The following is a 15452-nucleotide window of genomic DNA, read 5'->3' as shown; positions in this document are numbered from 1 at the left end:
AAAATTACAGGGGCTAAAATTTTATAATTTAATTGTATGTTTTTAAGCGAATAACAACAACTTGTTATATCTCTTTATAAATTCTGAGTTATTTTACAAACTCAGCAATTTTAGTTTGAAGTTCTTCACCATGAAGACCACGAGCAACAATTGTTCCGTTTTCGTCGATTAAGATAGTATGAGGAATACTGTTTACAGCATAAAGCTGAGCACCTTCACTTTGCCAGAATTTCAGGTCAGACATTTGTGGCCAGGTCATATCCATTTTTTTAATAGCTTCTTTCCATGCAGCTTCATCCTGATCTAATGATACACCAACGATTTCGAAGTTTTTATTTTTATATTTGGCATAAGTCTCTACCAGATTAGGCATTTCACGACGGCAAGGGCCACACCAGCTTGCCCAGAAATCAACCAATACCACTTTACCTTTACCTACATAGTCGGAAAGTTTTACTATTTTTCCTTCTGGATTTTGCATTTCAAAATCAATGAATTTAGTACCTACAGCAGTCTTTTTTTGCTTATCTATGAGTTCTTTGATTTGAACAATTGCAGCGTCATTTTGGAAATTAACCGGAATTTGTTGTAATAGTGCATCATTTTCTGCAGTTGTATTTTCCATAAAGGTCTGCTTGAACATGAAGATACCAACAGGGTTCGTGATGTTTTTCTCTACTCCTTCTTTGATAACTTTGTTAAATTCTTCTTCAATTTGTGCTCCTTCTTCTTGTTTAGCTGCTTTTTGTTCGTCGCTGAGAGTAGTGTCCCCCATAGCTTCATATATAGCCTTCATTTTTGCATTAAGTTCATCAATCTTATTTTTGATTTCCTGATATGCATCATTATTCGAAGTACCGGTAGCAGTACTTCTTTCACTTCCTAATGTAATATTGATTTTTCCATTTTCAAGGAAGAAATCGACCATTAAAGGTTCAGCACCATTTTTATATGTTACATAACGATTGATTGCAGAATCCTGTACACCTTCGAAAGTGAATTTTCCATTAGAGATAATAGCTGTGTCAAGCTTAGTCAGACTTCTACCGGTTCTTTCCTGCAGATAAACAGTATCCCCGTCAGCAGCTCCCTCCGCTGTACCGGTAATGACATATCCGGCTTTTGGACCAGTACAAGCTACCATGCTTAATGCAGCTGTAGCAATAACTAAATAAGTAAACTTTTTCATGCTTTTGTAAGATTAGTGAATAAATATTTATGCAAAGATAATTTTTTTTTCTCTCAGGCATTGAAAAACACTGTTATATTAGATTAACCTTAGGAAGAAATCGTAGAAATACGTACCTTTGCAACCCAAACTTTTAGTATGAATATGCAAGAAGATAAATCCATCATTGAAGTTAGTCATGTATCGAAGTTTTTTGGCGAGAAAACAGCGTTGGATGATGTGACTTTGAACGTGAAAAAGGGAGAGTTTGTCACCATACTTGGGCCTTCCGGTTGTGGAAAGACTACATTGTTGCGTCTCATTGCCGGTTTTCAGACAGCTTCGGAGGGTGTAATCCGAATCTCTGGTAAGGAAATAACTCAAACTCCGCCTCATAAACGTCCTGTGAATACCGTATTTCAGAAATATGCTTTATTTCCGCATTTGAATGTGTACGATAATATTGCATTTGGCTTAAAGCTAAAGAAGATACAGAAACAGATTATTGAAAAGAAGGTGAAGGCTGCTTTGAGAATGGTAGGTATGACAGACTATGAGTATCGTGATGTCGATTCTCTTTCCGGAGGGCAACAGCAGCGTGTAGCTATTGCACGTGCTATTGTTAATGAACCGGAAGTATTATTGTTAGATGAGCCATTAGCAGCACTTGATCTGAAAATGCGTAAGGATATGCAGATGGAGTTGAAAGAAATGCACAAATCTTTGGGGATCACTTTCGTATATGTAACTCATGACCAAGAAGAGGCGCTGACATTGAGCGATACGATTGTGGTAATGAGTGAAGGTAAGATTCAGCAGATAGGTACTCCGATAGATATTTATAATGAACCGATAAATTCTTTTGTTGCAGATTTTATTGGTGAAAGTAATATTCTGAATGGTACAATGGTTCGTGATAAGTTGGTTTATTTCTGTGGTACTGAATTTGAATGTGTGGATGAAGGTTTTGGTGAGAATACACCGGTAGATGTTGTGATTCGTCCAGAAGATCTTTATATTTTCCCCGTTTCAGATATGGCTCAGTTGGTAGGAGTGGTGCAGACTTCTATTTTCAAAGGCGTACATTATGAAATGACTGTACTTTGTGGTGGTTATGAATTTCTGGTACAAGATTATCATCACTTCGAAGTCGGAGCAGAAGTAGGACTATTAGTGAAGCCGTTTGATATCCACATTATGAAGAAAGAACGGGTATGTAATACATTTGAAGGAAAATTACTGGATACTACTCATGTGGAGTTTTTAGGGTGTTCATTTGAATGTATTCCGATAGAGGATATAAAACCCAATGAGGAAATCAAAGTTGAAGTTGATTTTGATAAAGTAATTTTGCAGGATAACGAAGAAGACGGCACATTAACCGGTGAAGTGAAATTTATCCTTTATAAGGGAGATCATTATCATCTGACTGTATTGTCCGATTGGGACGAGAATGTATTTGTAGATACGAACGATGTATGGGATGATGGTGATCGTGTAGGTATTACCATCCCTCCAGATGCGATTCGTATAATTAAAATAACCGATTAACAGGAAAGGAAGTGAATAAGAGGTTTTTAGTCTTTTTGTTATCACGTAAGAGTTGGACTCTGCCATACATTATTTTTTCGGTGATTTTTGTAATCATACCGTTAATTCTGATTGTTGTGTATGCTTTTACTGACGATAATGGTCATTTGACCCTAGCTAATTTTCAGAAGTTCTTTGAACATCCCGAAGCAATCAATACTTTTGTATATTCGATCGGTATTGCCATTATTACTACTCTTGTTTGTATCCTGTTGGGATATCCTGCAGCTTGGATACTTAGTAACAGTAAACTGAATCGTTCCAAGGCATTAGTCGTACTTTTTATTCTGCCTATGTGGGTGAATATTTTGGTACGTACGTTAGCAACTGTTGCTTTATTCGATTTCTTTAGTATTCCTTTAGGTGAAGGTGCATTAATATTTGGTATGGTGTACAACTTCATTCCTTTTATGATTTATCCGATTTATAACACTCTTCAGAAGATGGATCATAGTTACATTGAAGCTGCACAGGATTTGGGGGCCAATCCTCTACAAGTCTTTTTTAAAGCAGTACTTCCTCTTTCTATGCCGGGTGTGATGAGTGGTATTATGATGGTATTTATGCCAACTATTTCTACTTTTGCCATTGCCGAACTATTGACGATGAACAATATCAAACTATTTGGTACAACCATTCAGGAGAATATCAATAATAGCATGTGGAACTATGGCGCTGCTCTTTCACTGATTATGTTGTTACTGATTGCTGCTACTTCATTGTTCAGTACTGATGATAAGGATAATAACGAAGGAGGTGGATTATGGTAAAGAAGATTTTTGCTCAGACCTATTTATGGATATTGCTTTTATTGCTTTATTCACCGATTGTGATTATTGTTATTTATTCATTTACTGAAGCAAAAGTATTGGGTAACTGGACCGGTTTCTCTACAAAACTTTACTCCTCTTTATTTACTACCGGTACTCACCATTCTTTGATGAATGCACTGGTAAACACTATAACAATAGCTTTATTGGCAGCTACAGCTTCTACTTTACTAGGTAGTATCGCTGCTATTGGTATATTCAATCTAAAAGCCCGTTCACGAAAAGCAATTGGTTTTGTGAATAGCATTCCCATTTTGAATGGAGATATTATTACTGGTATCTCTCTTTTTCTTTTGTTTGTTTCCGTAGGTATAACTCAAGGATATATAACAGTCGTGTTGGCGCATATTACTTTTTGTACGCCATACGTTGTATTGAGCGTTTTGCCACGTTTGAAGCAAATGAATCCAAATATTTATGAAGCTGCTCTCGATTTAGGGGCTACACCTATGCAAGCTTTGTGGAAAATAATTATTCCGGAGATTCGTCCGGGGATGATCAGTGGCTTCATGCTTGCTCTAACTTTGTCTATTGATGATTTTGCTGTAACAGTGTTTACTATTGGTAATCAAGGTTTGGAAACACTTTCGACTTATATTTATGCAGACGCCCGTAAAGGAGGTTTGACGCCTGAACTTCGTCCGTTGTCTGCTATTATCTTTGTTGTGGTATTGGCTTTGTTAATTGTACTTAATTATCGGGTTGATAAAGCAAAGAAGAAATATGAATAGATTATTTAATGTGCTCTAGGTGAAGAATAAAATGAAAAGAATAATACCTGTTATTTTGTTATTACTGTCTTTGGCTGGTTGCTATAACTCAGGAGAACCGCGTGAAAGGGTCCTTAAAATCTATAATTGGGCAGATTATATAGGTGATAGTGTGCTTGAAGATTTCCAGGCTTATTATAAAGAGCAGACCGGCGAAAATATCCGTATCGTTTATCAGACGTTTGACATCAATGAAATCATGCTGACAAAAATAGAAAAAGGGCATGAGGATTTTGATGTTGTTTGTCCTTCAGAATATATCATCGAACGAATGTTGAAGAAACATTTGTTGTTGCCTATTGATACTAGTTTTGCACATTCGCCAAATTATATGAAGAATGTATCCCCTTTTATTCGTGAACAAATTGATAAATTGAGCCAGCCGGGTGAACTGGCTAGTCGTTATGCAGTTTGTTATATGTGGGGAACAGCCGGTATACTTTATAATCGTGCTTATGTTCCCGATTCGGATGCGTTATCATGGGATTGCCTGTGGAATAAGAAATATGCTGGTAAGATATTGATGAAAGATAGCTATCGTGATGCTTATGGTACAGCTATCATTTATGCTCATGCTAAGGATTTGGAAGAAGGGAAGGTTACTGTAGAAGAATTGATGAATGATTATTCTCCGAGTGCCATGGAATTAGTGGAGAAGTATCTGAAAGCTTTGAAACCGAATATTGCTGGTTGGGAAGCTGATTTCGGGAAGGAGATGATGACGAAAAACAAGGCTTATCTGAATATGACCTGGAGTGGTGATGCTATTTGGGCAATTGAGGAGGCGAGTGCTGTGGGAGTAGACCTTGATTATGTAGTGCCTAAAGAAGGAAGTAATATTTGGTATGATGGTTGGGTTATTCCTAAATATGCAAAGAATCCGAAGGCTGCCAGCTACTTTATAAATTTTATGTGTCGTCCGGATATTGCTTTGCGTAATATGGATTTTTGTGGATATGTTAGTTCAATTGCTACTCCTGAAATTATGGAGGAGAAGATAGATAGTACACTTAACTATTTTGCGGATTTAAGCTATTTCTTTGGTCCCGGAGCTGATAGTATTCAGATTGATAAGATACAATATCCAGATCATAAAGTAGTAGAACGCTGTGCAATGATTCGAGATTTCGGGGATCAAACAAAAGAAGTGTTGGATATTTGGTCTCGTATTAAAGGTGATAATTTAGGAGTTGGTATTACTATTTTGATTTTAGTTGTAGTGGGACTGATGAGTGGCTGGATGATTTATAAAAGATGGCAACGCTATAATCGACAGAAACAACAAAGGCGTAGGAGTCGGAGGAAGAATAAGCGAATAAAACAATAATAGTTTCAACTTCTACAAATGATTTTTGTCCATATATTGACCCGCTTTTAGAGTATTAATGGCTGAAAATGGAGTATCAATAGTGAGATCTAGGATATTAATAGCTGAGGAATGAACTATTAATGCTTGACAAATCGCAAAATAAGAACCTTTTTGATGTCTCTGGAAACAGTTTTTGATATCTAAAAACATCTCAATGTTTGAAATCAATCTTCTCAATGATTTGATTTTAAACATTGTGGTGATTTAAAAAAACATTAGGATGTTTTTTCTGTCCTTTTGTATAGTTCATTTTTTATAGTTTTCGCTTCATGCTTTTAATCAGTAGTTTGGTTTCCTTATTGACGCGTAGGGATTCTACTGTTTTCTGTAATGCTTTGTTATAGGTCCAAGTATCTAATTTACTTTGTTTCAGATATTCCATTGTTTTATCCGGGAATTTCACAAAACAAGTAGATATCACCCATGCCATAGCCATACGTGCATAGTATGCTTCATGTTCAAATTGATCTGCATATTTTAATAATCTATCAATATATTCTTCATCAATATAATGTAAAAGCATAACAATTCCGAAACGTTTTTCAAATTCCTTGTCAGAATATAGATAAGGTTGAATAAATAGCCAGACTTCCCCTTTTCCTTTTTTTACGAAAGCCTTTAGTTCGCCACAAAAAATGTCACAAACTGCCCAATTGTCAATACGGGGAATAAACATCTTTACATAGTTCATTTGTTCCTCAAAATTTATTTTAGCCAATCCGATAATCATTCCTTGCAGCATAGTCTCTTCATAATAATTAGACTCTGTTGCTTTTATAAAAAGATGCCAATCGTTTTCCTTGGCAATTCTTTTTGCCATTGTACGTAATTGAGGAATGCGTACTCCTAACACATTATCAGTGCCTGGAAGTAGGGAAGAATGGAATTCTTTATATTTAGCGTCAGCTAAAGTTTTCAGCTCTTTGCGGATATTTTCTGATGTTACCATGGTGGTTTTTATAATTAATGATTGGCAAAAATATAAATATATATATCAATAGGGTGATATCATCCTATTGCAATGATGTAATCCTTTTGAGTGGCAAATCTACCATTCTTTTTTAACAGTTCGATACCCATAACTGACAATTACCAGAAAACAGATAAAAGGCAGAATAAAAGATATATTCACAGCAGGGAAAGTACCTATTTCTTTCAGGTCAATAATACTTGCTTGCAATGGAGGAAGTACAGAGCCTCCTAAGATAGCCATAATTAATCCTGCGGCTCCAAACTTGGCATCGTCTCCCAAACCTTTCAAGGCAATGCCATAAATAGTAGGGAACATGAGTGACATACAAGCGGAAGTCGCAACTAAGCAATACAATCCATATATATTATGGAATAATATAGTTCCTAATGTAAACAATGCTCCCGATACTGCCAAAATCATTAGAAGTTTTCCGGCACTCAGATAACGAAGGATGAAAGTACAGATAAAACGACTGATACAGAAAATAACCATTGCTATAATGTTGTATTGTTGAGATAAAATCTCTGCGCTTTTCTCATCCATACCTTGTGTCATAAATATGTGTGTACCATATTGAATAATAAATGTCCAACACATAATCTGCACTCCTACATAGAAAAATTGTGCTATCACCCCTTCCCGATAACGAGCCTGAGCGAAGATACGTTTTAATGTAGGGAAAAAGTCGATGTAATGGTTTTCCTCTCCTTTCTTAGGCATTTTCACTAAGCGAATCAGTATTAGCATGATTAAAATAAGTCCTCCAATAGCAAGGTAAGGAGCAATCAGTACACTGAGGTCACTTTCTTTAATTGCTTGAAATTCACTTTCACAGAGTTGTGAACGGTCTATGCTCGACATTGGATTCAGCTTAGCTTGAATAAAGTTCATGGCTACATACATTCCGAGCAGTGAGCCCATCGGATTGAAAGATTGGGCAAGATTTAATCTTCGCGTGGCTGTTTCCTCCGTTCCCATAGAGAGAATATACGGATTACAGCTTGTTTCCAAAAAAGAAAGCCCACAAGTTAATATAAAATAAGCTATCAGAAACGGATAATATTCTCCTGTCAGTTTAGACGGGAAGAACAGAAAAGCACCGAAAGCATATAGGCCGAGACCTAACAATATGCCTGCTTTATAAGAATATTTTCGGATAAAGATAGCAGCAGGAAAAGCCATGGCGAAATAACCTCCATAAAAAGCTACTTGTACTAATGCTCCATCTGTAGCACTCATTCTGAATATTTTGGAAAATGCTTTCACCATCGGATTAGTAATGTCGTTTGCGAATCCCCATAGAGCAAAGCAAGAAGTGATCAGGATGAAAGGGATAAGATAACTGATCCCATCTTTTGACAAGATAGACTGTCTATTGTGTTTCATAGTTGTTTGAAGTGAATTAGATATTATATAGATGAAACATTCTTTCCATAGGTTTCCATTTCTCAGCTGAGCTCATACCGGGAATTACTTGTTGAAAAATAGACATATATTCTTCCCATTCCTGTTGGCGAGGGAGAGTATTCAGACGTGCCATTGCTGTCTCCCAGTCAAAATCAATAGGAGTCTCCACAATCATAAACAGTCGGGTACCGAGAATATAAATCTCCATTTCCAGAATTCCAACTTCACGAATTCCTGTAAGGACTTCAGTCCATATTTCTTTTTGACTATGTCTTTTTCTGTACTCGGCAATCAGTTCGGGAGAATCACGTAAGTCAAGAGTCTGGCAATATCGTTTGACGGGAGTATGGTATGACTTTACTTTATAACCGGTTTGAGGTGTTTCCATATGACATTTATACTGAGTTATATAAGTGTAAAGAAAAGCAATTTATTCTGAAAGAGGAAAGTCTTACCCTATGTTTTGTAGCATAAAACAAAAATCCCCTCCGAGTGAACCGGAGAGGATTTATTGCTTTTCCAAATTTCTTATTAGGAATTTGCCAAAATTTATTCAGCAGCAGCGTCTGTTGCAGGAGCTTCTTCAGCCGGAGCAGCTTCTTCTGCAGGTGCTTCAGCAGCAACCTTAGCAGCTTCTTCAGCAGCTTTCTTTTCAGCAAGTGCTTTAGCTTTCTCTTCGTTGATTTTCTTTTCAGCGTCCATACGTGCTTTAGCTTCAGCTTTCTTAGCTTCGTCTTCTTTAGCTTTCAAAGCAGCCAAACCTGACTGTTTGTTATTCTTCCAAGCTTCGAATTTAGCGTCTGCTTCTGCTTCGCCGAATGCACCTTTAGCTACACCGCCCAACAGGTGTTTCTTCATGTAAACACCTTCACGAGAAAGGATATTACGTACAGTGTCACTTGGTTGAGCGCCTTTCAGTACCCATGCCAATGCAGCGTCGAAATTCAAATCTACTGTAGCAGGATTGGTGTTCGGGTTGTAAGTACCAATCTTCTCAATAAATTTACCATCACGTGGTGCTCTGCTGTCTGCAATTACAATTGAATAGAACGCGTAACTTTTACGTCCGTGTCTTTGCAATCTGATTCTAGTTGCCATTTTACTAATTGTTTTTTAATGATTGATTTGAATTATGCCATTAACTCGTAATAGCGGGCACAAAGATACGGCTTTTCTTTTGATTGACAAATATTTCTGTCCTTTTTCTTTGTTTACAATCACGTCATCAGAAGTTTTATCTGTCTTAAGAATATCTTCTTGGGTAACGGAAAAGTATTGCCAGCAATGCGCAAGCCCCCATTGTGAACGGATAATAGAGGTTACCAATGATGCTGATAGGAGAGATGTTAGCCAGTCCGGCAGCAATCAGCATTTGTGCTCCATAAGGGATGATTCCCTGTATCAGACAGGAGAAAGTATCGAGAATGCTGGCTGTCTTTCTACGGTCGAGATGAAATTTCTGAGCAATATCTTTGGCGATTGGTCCCGTTGTGATGATGGCGATAGTGTTGTTGGCTGTACATAAGTTGGCAATACTTACCAAAGCGGCAATACTCAGTTCCGCACCTCTTTTTCCATTGACGTGGCGGGTTAGTTTTCGGATAATAAAATCAATACCTCCATTGTATCGGATTGTTTCAAGCATACCTCCGGCTAACAGGGTGATGATAATCAGTTCTCCCATACCGGTAATACCTGTTCCCATTGCTCCGAACCAGTCGAAAACGTCGAAACTTCCGGTAGTTATGCCTATAATACCACTCGTCAGGATACCTATAATCAATACAAGCATAACATTCATTCCTGCAATGGCAGTTCCTAATACTATAATATATGGAATGACCTTTATCCATTCTATATTTTGTACTTGGGCAGGAGCGGTGATGGACAGTCCTTGAAAAATATAGATACCTAATACAATGATTGCTGCCGGAACTACAATCATAGAATTTACTCGGAACTTATCACGCATTACGCATTCTTGTGTTTTTGTTGAGGCAATGGTTGTATCGGAAATAAAAGATAAGTTGTCTCCGAAGAATGAACCGCCAACTACTACAGCTACCATAAAAGGAAGCGCTATCTCAGTTTTCTCCGCTAATCCTACAGCCACAGGGGTAAGGGCAACAATGGTTCCTACGCTAGTTCCAATGGACAGCGAAATGAAACAGGCTGCAATGAATATTCCTGCCAATAAAAGATTATCCGGTAGAATGTGCAGTGTCAGATTTACGGTGGCATCAATTGCTCCCATTTGTTTAGCACTTTGAGCAAATGCTCCTGCCAGGATAAATATCCAGATCATGAGCAGAATATTCTTATTGGCCGCTCCTACGGAAAACTGATAAATTCGTTGATCTAGTTTTAGTCCGGGTGTAATTGCGATGGCATAACAGGAAGAAACGAGAAAAGCTACGGTTATAGGCACTTTATAAAAGTCATTGACCAGAATGGAAGTTACCAGATAGAGGCAGAGGAAAACGAGCAATGGACTGAGTGCCCACCAACTACCGGAACGATTCTTATGAATTTTTTCTTCAGTCATAAATGTATATTGTAGCTTTTATTTTTATTTCAAATTCGAAATATTGATGCAAAAGTAATGCTTTTCATAACAAGTGGCAAAAAGAATAGTTAAAGTAATAGAGATATGAAAACGAAAAACTTTGTTAATAAATGGAATAAGTAAGCTGATTTATGTTTTAACAGTCTCAAACTTGTATTTGTTGAATTGTAGTTTTTGTTGGATTCTTTTTCTTTTATCATTTATAAACTTTTTCTTTTATTCTTTGTTCTTTTAAAAAAAATGATGATATGAAAACCAAATTGCTTTTGATTCTTTTTACTATGTTCTTGTGCTTGGGATTAACTGCATGTACTACATATGTGAGGGTTAAGTCCAAACCTCACAAGGAAAACAAAATACCTCCAGGTCAGGTTAAGAAAGTGACAGGAAGTAAATCGGCCAAATATTATGCTCCGGGACATAATAAATAGGAAAAATCCTTTTTATCTCTATTGTTCTATTCATTTCTTATATTTTTTCGCCCATTCCTAGATGTTAGTGATGAACTCTTAGTTTGCCTGGCGATTACAACCTTTTTGTTTTCTTTTCATACCTCTCTTTTTCCGTTTCATCTCCTTCTTTTCCGTCTCAGAAATTAAATTCAAGACGGTCTTATCCTTTTCGTCTACTTTCGTGCCATTGATAATATAATAACTTATAATAGAATGAGAATGATAAAATTTTCAATGAGCATTTTCTGCCTTTGCCTACTTACTGCATGTGGGCAAAGAGAGAAAAAGTCAGAAGAATCGGTAAGGATAAAAGTGGTGAAAGCAGAAACCGCGGTACCTTCTTCAAATCGTGAATTTTCATTTATTTCAAAACCTTTCAAAGAAACCGAACTCTCTTTTCGTGTAGGCGGACCGATTGACCGTTTTGAGGTATATCCCGGAAATTTCTATCGCCGGGGAGATATCATTGCTGAAATAGATTCTCGTGATTTTCGTATTCGTAAAGCAAAAGCGGAAGCCATATATAAACAAGCAAAAGCTGAATTTGAACGTATTAAAGTGTTGTTTGAGAAAGATAATTTGTCGGCCAGTGCTTACGAGAAAGCACACGCTGAATATACTGCGGCAAAAACTGCTTTTGAAACTGCCACTAACGAATTGGAAGATACTCACTTGGTTGCTCCTTTTGACGGATATGTAGGTGAAGTATACATTGAAAAATTTCAGGATGTGAAAGCTACTCAATCTATTATTTCTTTTATTGATATTACACAGCTAAAAATAGAAGCCTATGTCACACAAGAGATTGCATTTCAGGCCGGACATATAAAAGATGTGGGGGTTCGTTTTGATGTCCGACCGAATGCAATGTATTCTGCTAAAGTAGTGGACATTTCAAAAAGTACTACTCGCAATAATCTTTCTTTTTTAATGACTGCTCTGTTGCCTAATAAACAAGGTGAGTGGCCCGCTGGTATTTCAGGAAAAGTATTGCTCGATCTTCCTTCTTCATCTTCGGCTGAGGTAGTAACAGTGCCGCAAACAGCTCTCAGTCATCGTCCTACAGAAGGCGATTATGTTTGGACAGTTGATCATGCTACGGGAAAAGTATCCAAAAGAAAAGTTATTCTGGGAGAATTGTTGCCTGATGGAAAAGTAGAGGTAAAAGGAGGATTACAAGCGGGTGAGACGGTAGCAGTCAGCAAATTACGTTTTCTTTCCGAGGGAATGTCCGTAGAAGTAATATCTCAAAAACAAGTTATGCCGGTCACTGCGCAAAAGTAAGTCTGAAAATATGAAATTTGTAAAATATTTCTTGCAGAAACGGTCGGTGACCATTCTGCTGTTGATACTGATATTAGGAGGCGGTTTGTTGGCTTATGTCAAAATGGGAAAGCTGGAAGATGCGCCGTTTACTATCAAACAGGCATTGGTATTGACTCCTTATCCGGGAGCTTCTCCTTCCGAAGTTCAGTCTCAAGTGACAGATGTACTGGAGGAATCTATTCAGTCTTTGGGTGAGCTATATTACTTAAAAACAGAAAATCGTGCCGGACTCTCTAAAATCACAGTCTATGTGAAAAAAGAAATTCGTGCAGAAGAAATGCAACAGTTGTGGGATAAACTTCGCCGTAAAGTCAATGATGTGCAATCGAAACTTCCTGCCGGGGCAGGACCTTCAGTAGTGAACGATGACTTTGGAGATGTGTTAGGGGTATTCTGTGGACTTACCGGAGAAGGCTATTCTTACAGGGAATTGGAAGACCAGGCGAAGTTGATCAAGAACGAATTGCTCAAAGTAAAGGATGTTGCAAAGGTTGAGATTTATGGAGTGCAGTCTCCAACCATTGATGTCATTCTCAGTCCATCTGTCATGGCAAGAAGCGGAATTACTACTGCTGATATATCTCGTGCATTTGATGCTCAGAATAGAGTTGTAGATGCTGGAGGAATAGATGCCGGAGTAAATAGAATTCGTATTGAATCTACCGGAAACTTCTATTCTTTGGATGATATTCGGGATATGACGATCGTATCACGTACAGGTGAACATTTCCGTTTGGCAGATATTGCTAAAGTGAAAGAGAGCTATCAGAATCCTCCCAGTAATAAAATGCGGATTGGCGGGAAACCTGCAATAGGTATAGCCATTTCTACTGTACCCACCGGTAATGTGGTGGATATGGCAGAAGCTGTAAAAGTAAAGATTGATGAGTTTATAGAAATAATGCCCGAAGGTTATGAATTACAAACCATTTACGATCAAGGTTATGAATCGGCAGTAGCGAATCAAGGATTTATTTGGAATCTGATTATTTCAGTGGTGACGGTAATTGCTATTTTATTGTTCTTCATTGGATTCAAGAATGGTATTCTGATTGGAAGTGGTTTGGTATTTTCTATTTTTGCCACCTTGATTGTGATGCTTTCCCAAGGAATTGCTTTGCAACGTATGTCCCTTGCAGCTATTATCATTGCGATGGGAATGCTTGTAGATAATGCGATAGTAGTATCTGATTCGGCATTGGTCAATATGCAAAGAGGAATGCGTAAACGGGTGGCTATTTTGAGAGCCTGTTCTTCCACTGCATTGCCACTGCTGGCAGCAACAGTAATTGCTATTTTAACTTTTTTACCGATATATTATTCGCCACATATTACAGGTGAATTATTGTCATCCTTAGTTGTAGTGATCGGCGTTTCGCTGATGTTCAGTTGGGTCTTTGCACTGACGCAGACTCCTTTCTTCATTCAGGAGTTTGTCCGTCGTCCGAGACCCAACGAACTTAAGGCGACACTTTTCGCTGGTAAGTATTATGATAAGTTCAGGGCTTCTTTGCGTTGGGTGATTCGTCGCCGTTATGCAACAGTCGGCTGTATGGTCGTAATGCTTGTATTGGCAGCCTGGAGTTTTAAGTTTATCCCGAAAGTCTTTGTTCCTGCATTAGATAAGCAGTATTTCACATTAGATATGTGGTTGCCCGAAGGAACTCAAATAGAGGAAACAGACAGAATAGCTATGGAGATGGCGTCCTATATTCAGGAACAGGAAGAGACGGAAATGGTATCTACCTACATCGGACGTACACCTCCACGTTATTACTTATCCAATGTGTCTTTCGGACCTCAGTCTAATTATGCGCAAATATTGGTTAAGTGTAAAACTTCCAAACTGTCTCGCCAGTTGCATGCCCGTTTGCAGGATTCAATTCCGGTTAAATATCCCGAACCGTTGGTTAAAGTAAATAAGTTCGAGCTAAGTCCGCTAACGGAAGCCGTCATTGAAGCTCGTTTTCTTGGACCCGATCCGGCAGTCCTCGATTCATTGGCGGGACAGGCTATTGAAATTATGCGTCGAAATCCTAAAGTGGCAGATGCCCGAAATGAATGGGGAAATATGACGATGATGATCCGTCCGATATATGATCCGGTAAAAGCCGGTGCGTTGGGGATAACGAAAGCCTCTATGATGGAATCGGTTAAGTCTATAAACGATGGTTTGCCTGTCGGCATTTATCGGGATGATGAAAAGAAAGTTCCTGTTTTGTTGAAATCAGGTAATATAGAGATTATGGATGCTAATTCTCTGGGGGATTTTTCTATTTGGAATGGTGAGAAATCGGCTCCGTTGTCGCAAGTGACTGAGCAGATTGAAACGACTTGGGAATTTCCACAGATTAGAACTTACAATCGGCAGTTGTCTATGGCCGCTATGTGTGGTGTGAAGCCGGGACATACTATGGCGGAAGTACATGGAGAAATCAGGAAAGAGATTGAAAACATTCAACTACCGGAAGGATATACCTTCTTTTGGGATGCTCAATATAAGGATCAGGGAGAAGCAATGCAGGCGGTAGCTAAATATTTTCCTTTGGCTTTTCTTGCATTGGTTGTGATTTTGGTGGCTTTATTCGGTAATTTTCGTGAACCTATCATTATTATATGTGTCTTGCCTCTGTCGCTGATAGGTATTGCGGTTGGTATGTTATTGACAGGCTTTGATTTTGGTTTCTTCCCGATAGCCGGTTGGTTGGGGCTGCTAGGATGATTATAAAGAACGTAATTGTATTGATTGATGAGATTAACGTCCAACATCGAAGCGGGATTGACTTGTACACATCAATTATCGAGGCAACAGTCTCCCGTACTCGCCCGGTACTGATGGCAGCTACCACTACTATCTTCGGTATGGTACCGTTATTATTCGATGTAGCATTCGGAGGTATGGCTGCTACCATTATCTTCGGACTAACCTTTGCCACAGGGCTGACATTATTTGTGACCCCTGCATTGTATTCTATGTTTTATAAAGTAAAAGGAAGATAAA

Annotated in this window: 12 protein-coding genes and 1 pseudogene; 7 read left to right on the top strand and 6 right to left on the bottom strand. The window is 38.1% G+C overall.

The window, feature by feature from the left end; all coding sequences use genetic code 11:
* Positions 1-88: 88 nt before the first annotated feature.
* Positions 89-1189: a TlpA disulfide reductase family protein gene (locus tag JCM17102_RS10680; RefSeq protein ID WP_025075109.1), complete on the bottom strand. Its 1101-nt coding sequence runs from the start codon at positions 1187-1189 to the stop codon at positions 89-91.
* Positions 1190-1327: 138 nt separating this feature from the next.
* Between JCM17102_RS10680 and JCM17102_RS10675 the strand changes: the two genes are divergently transcribed.
* The 4 genes from JCM17102_RS10675 to JCM17102_RS10660 are packed head-to-tail and all read left to right on the top strand — an operon-like array spanning position 1328 to position 5685.
* Positions 1328-2719, top strand: coding sequence for a polyamine ABC transporter ATP-binding protein (locus tag JCM17102_RS10675; RefSeq protein WP_025075108.1), 1392 nt, complete (start codon positions 1328-1330; stop codon positions 2717-2719).
* A gap of 11 nt (positions 2720-2730) precedes the next feature.
* A complete protein-coding gene (locus JCM17102_RS10670) occupies positions 2731-3528 on the top strand; it encodes an ABC transporter permease (protein ID WP_025075107.1) in 798 nt (265 codons plus the stop codon).
* Positions 3522-4319 carry an ABC transporter permease gene (locus JCM17102_RS10665; protein WP_025075106.1) on the top strand — a complete coding sequence of 266 codons (798 nt, stop codon included), beginning with the start codon at positions 3522-3524 and terminating at the stop codon, positions 4317-4319. Before JCM17102_RS10670 ends, JCM17102_RS10665 begins: the two co-directional genes overlap by 7 nt.
* 31 nt (positions 4320-4350) lie before the next feature.
* Complete coding sequence (locus tag JCM17102_RS10660) at positions 4351-5685, top strand: ABC transporter substrate-binding protein (protein WP_025075105.1); 1335 nt, start codon at positions 4351-4353, stop codon at positions 5683-5685.
* 295 nt (positions 5686-5980) lie between these two features.
* On the opposite strand, the gene JCM17102_RS10650 is transcribed toward JCM17102_RS10660, so the two are convergent.
* The 5 genes from JCM17102_RS10650 to JCM17102_RS10630 all read right to left on the bottom strand — a co-directional run bounded on the left by JCM17102_RS10650 (position 5981) and on the right by JCM17102_RS10630 (position 10652).
* Entirely contained in the window at positions 5981-6676 is a 696-nt protein-coding gene (locus tag JCM17102_RS10650) for a DNA alkylation repair protein (RefSeq protein ID WP_025075103.1), read from the bottom strand.
* Between the two features lie 99 nt (positions 6677-6775).
* Entirely contained in the window at positions 6776-8086 is a 1311-nt protein-coding gene (gene fucP / locus JCM17102_RS10645; protein ID WP_025075102.1) for an L-fucose:H+ symporter permease, read from the bottom strand.
* A 16-nt stretch (positions 8087-8102) separates the two neighbouring features.
* Positions 8103-8495, bottom strand: a complete 393-nt coding sequence (locus JCM17102_RS10640) for an L-rhamnose mutarotase (protein ID WP_025075101.1) — start codon at positions 8493-8495, stop codon at positions 8103-8105.
* Positions 8496-8656: 161 nt separating this feature from the next.
* Complete coding sequence (locus tag JCM17102_RS10635; protein WP_025075100.1) at positions 8657-9205, bottom strand: 30S ribosomal protein S16; 549 nt, start codon at positions 9203-9205, stop codon at positions 8657-8659.
* A gap of 145 nt (positions 9206-9350) precedes the next feature.
* Positions 9351-10652 (bottom strand): Na+/H+ antiporter NhaC family protein, encoded by a 1302-nt coding sequence (locus tag JCM17102_RS10630; RefSeq protein WP_025075099.1) that lies wholly within the window; start codon positions 10650-10652, stop codon positions 9351-9353.
* Between the two features lie 269 nt (positions 10653-10921).
* Here JCM17102_RS10630 and JCM17102_RS10625 point away from each other — a divergent pair, with 269 nt between their 5' ends.
* The 3 genes and pseudogenes from JCM17102_RS10625 (at position 10922) to JCM17102_RS27165 (ending at position 15451) form a co-directional block, all read left to right on the top strand.
* Entirely contained in the window at positions 10922-11104 is a 183-nt protein-coding gene (locus JCM17102_RS10625; protein ID WP_025075098.1) for a hypothetical protein, read from the top strand.
* A gap of 234 nt (positions 11105-11338) precedes the next feature.
* Positions 11339-12409, top strand: coding sequence for an efflux RND transporter periplasmic adaptor subunit (locus tag JCM17102_RS10620; protein WP_025075097.1), 1071 nt, complete (start codon positions 11339-11341; stop codon positions 12407-12409).
* A gap of 10 nt (positions 12410-12419) precedes the next feature.
* A pseudogene (locus JCM17102_RS27165) lies at positions 12420-15451 on the top strand (efflux RND transporter permease subunit).
* Position 15452: the final 1 nt, after the last annotated feature.

Source organism: Bacteroides faecichinchillae JCM 17102 (assembly GCF_000614145.1).
GTDB classification, from domain to species: Bacteria; Bacteroidota; Bacteroidia; order Bacteroidales; family Bacteroidaceae; genus Bacteroides; species Bacteroides faecichinchillae.
This window is presented reverse-complemented; position numbering and strand designations above follow the sequence as displayed.

Excerpts from the sequence above, each read along its gene's own strand:
- JCM17102_RS10635 (WP_025075100.1), bottom strand. The coding sequence starts at position 9,205 with ATGGCAACTAGAATCAGATTGCAAAGACACGGACGTAAAAGTTACGCG.
- fucP (WP_025075102.1), bottom strand. The coding sequence starts at position 8,086 with ATGAAACACAATAGACAGTCTATCTTGTCAAAAGATGGGATCAGTTAT.
- JCM17102_RS10625 (WP_025075098.1), top strand. The coding sequence starts at position 10,922 with ATGAAAACCAAATTGCTTTTGATTCTTTTTACTATGTTCTTGTGCTTG.
- JCM17102_RS10650 (WP_025075103.1), bottom strand. The coding sequence starts at position 6,676 with ATGGTAACATCAGAAAATATCCGCAAAGAGCTGAAAACTTTAGCTGAC.
- JCM17102_RS10675 (WP_025075108.1), top strand. The coding sequence starts at position 1,328 with ATGAATATGCAAGAAGATAAATCCATCATTGAAGTTAGTCATGTATCG.
- JCM17102_RS10640 (WP_025075101.1), bottom strand. The coding sequence starts at position 8,495 with ATGGAAACACCTCAAACCGGTTATAAAGTAAAGTCATACCATACTCCC.
- JCM17102_RS10665 (WP_025075106.1), top strand. The coding sequence starts at position 3,522 with ATGGTAAAGAAGATTTTTGCTCAGACCTATTTATGGATATTGCTTTTA.
- JCM17102_RS10630 (WP_025075099.1), bottom strand. The coding sequence starts at position 10,652 with ATGACTGAAGAAAAAATTCATAAGAATCGTTCCGGTAGTTGGTGGGCA.
- JCM17102_RS10620 (WP_025075097.1), top strand. The coding sequence starts at position 11,339 with ATGAGAATGATAAAATTTTCAATGAGCATTTTCTGCCTTTGCCTACTT.
- JCM17102_RS10680 (WP_025075109.1), bottom strand. The coding sequence starts at position 1,189 with ATGAAAAAGTTTACTTATTTAGTTATTGCTACAGCTGCATTAAGCATG.
- JCM17102_RS10660 (WP_025075105.1), top strand. The coding sequence starts at position 4,351 with ATGAAAAGAATAATACCTGTTATTTTGTTATTACTGTCTTTGGCTGGT.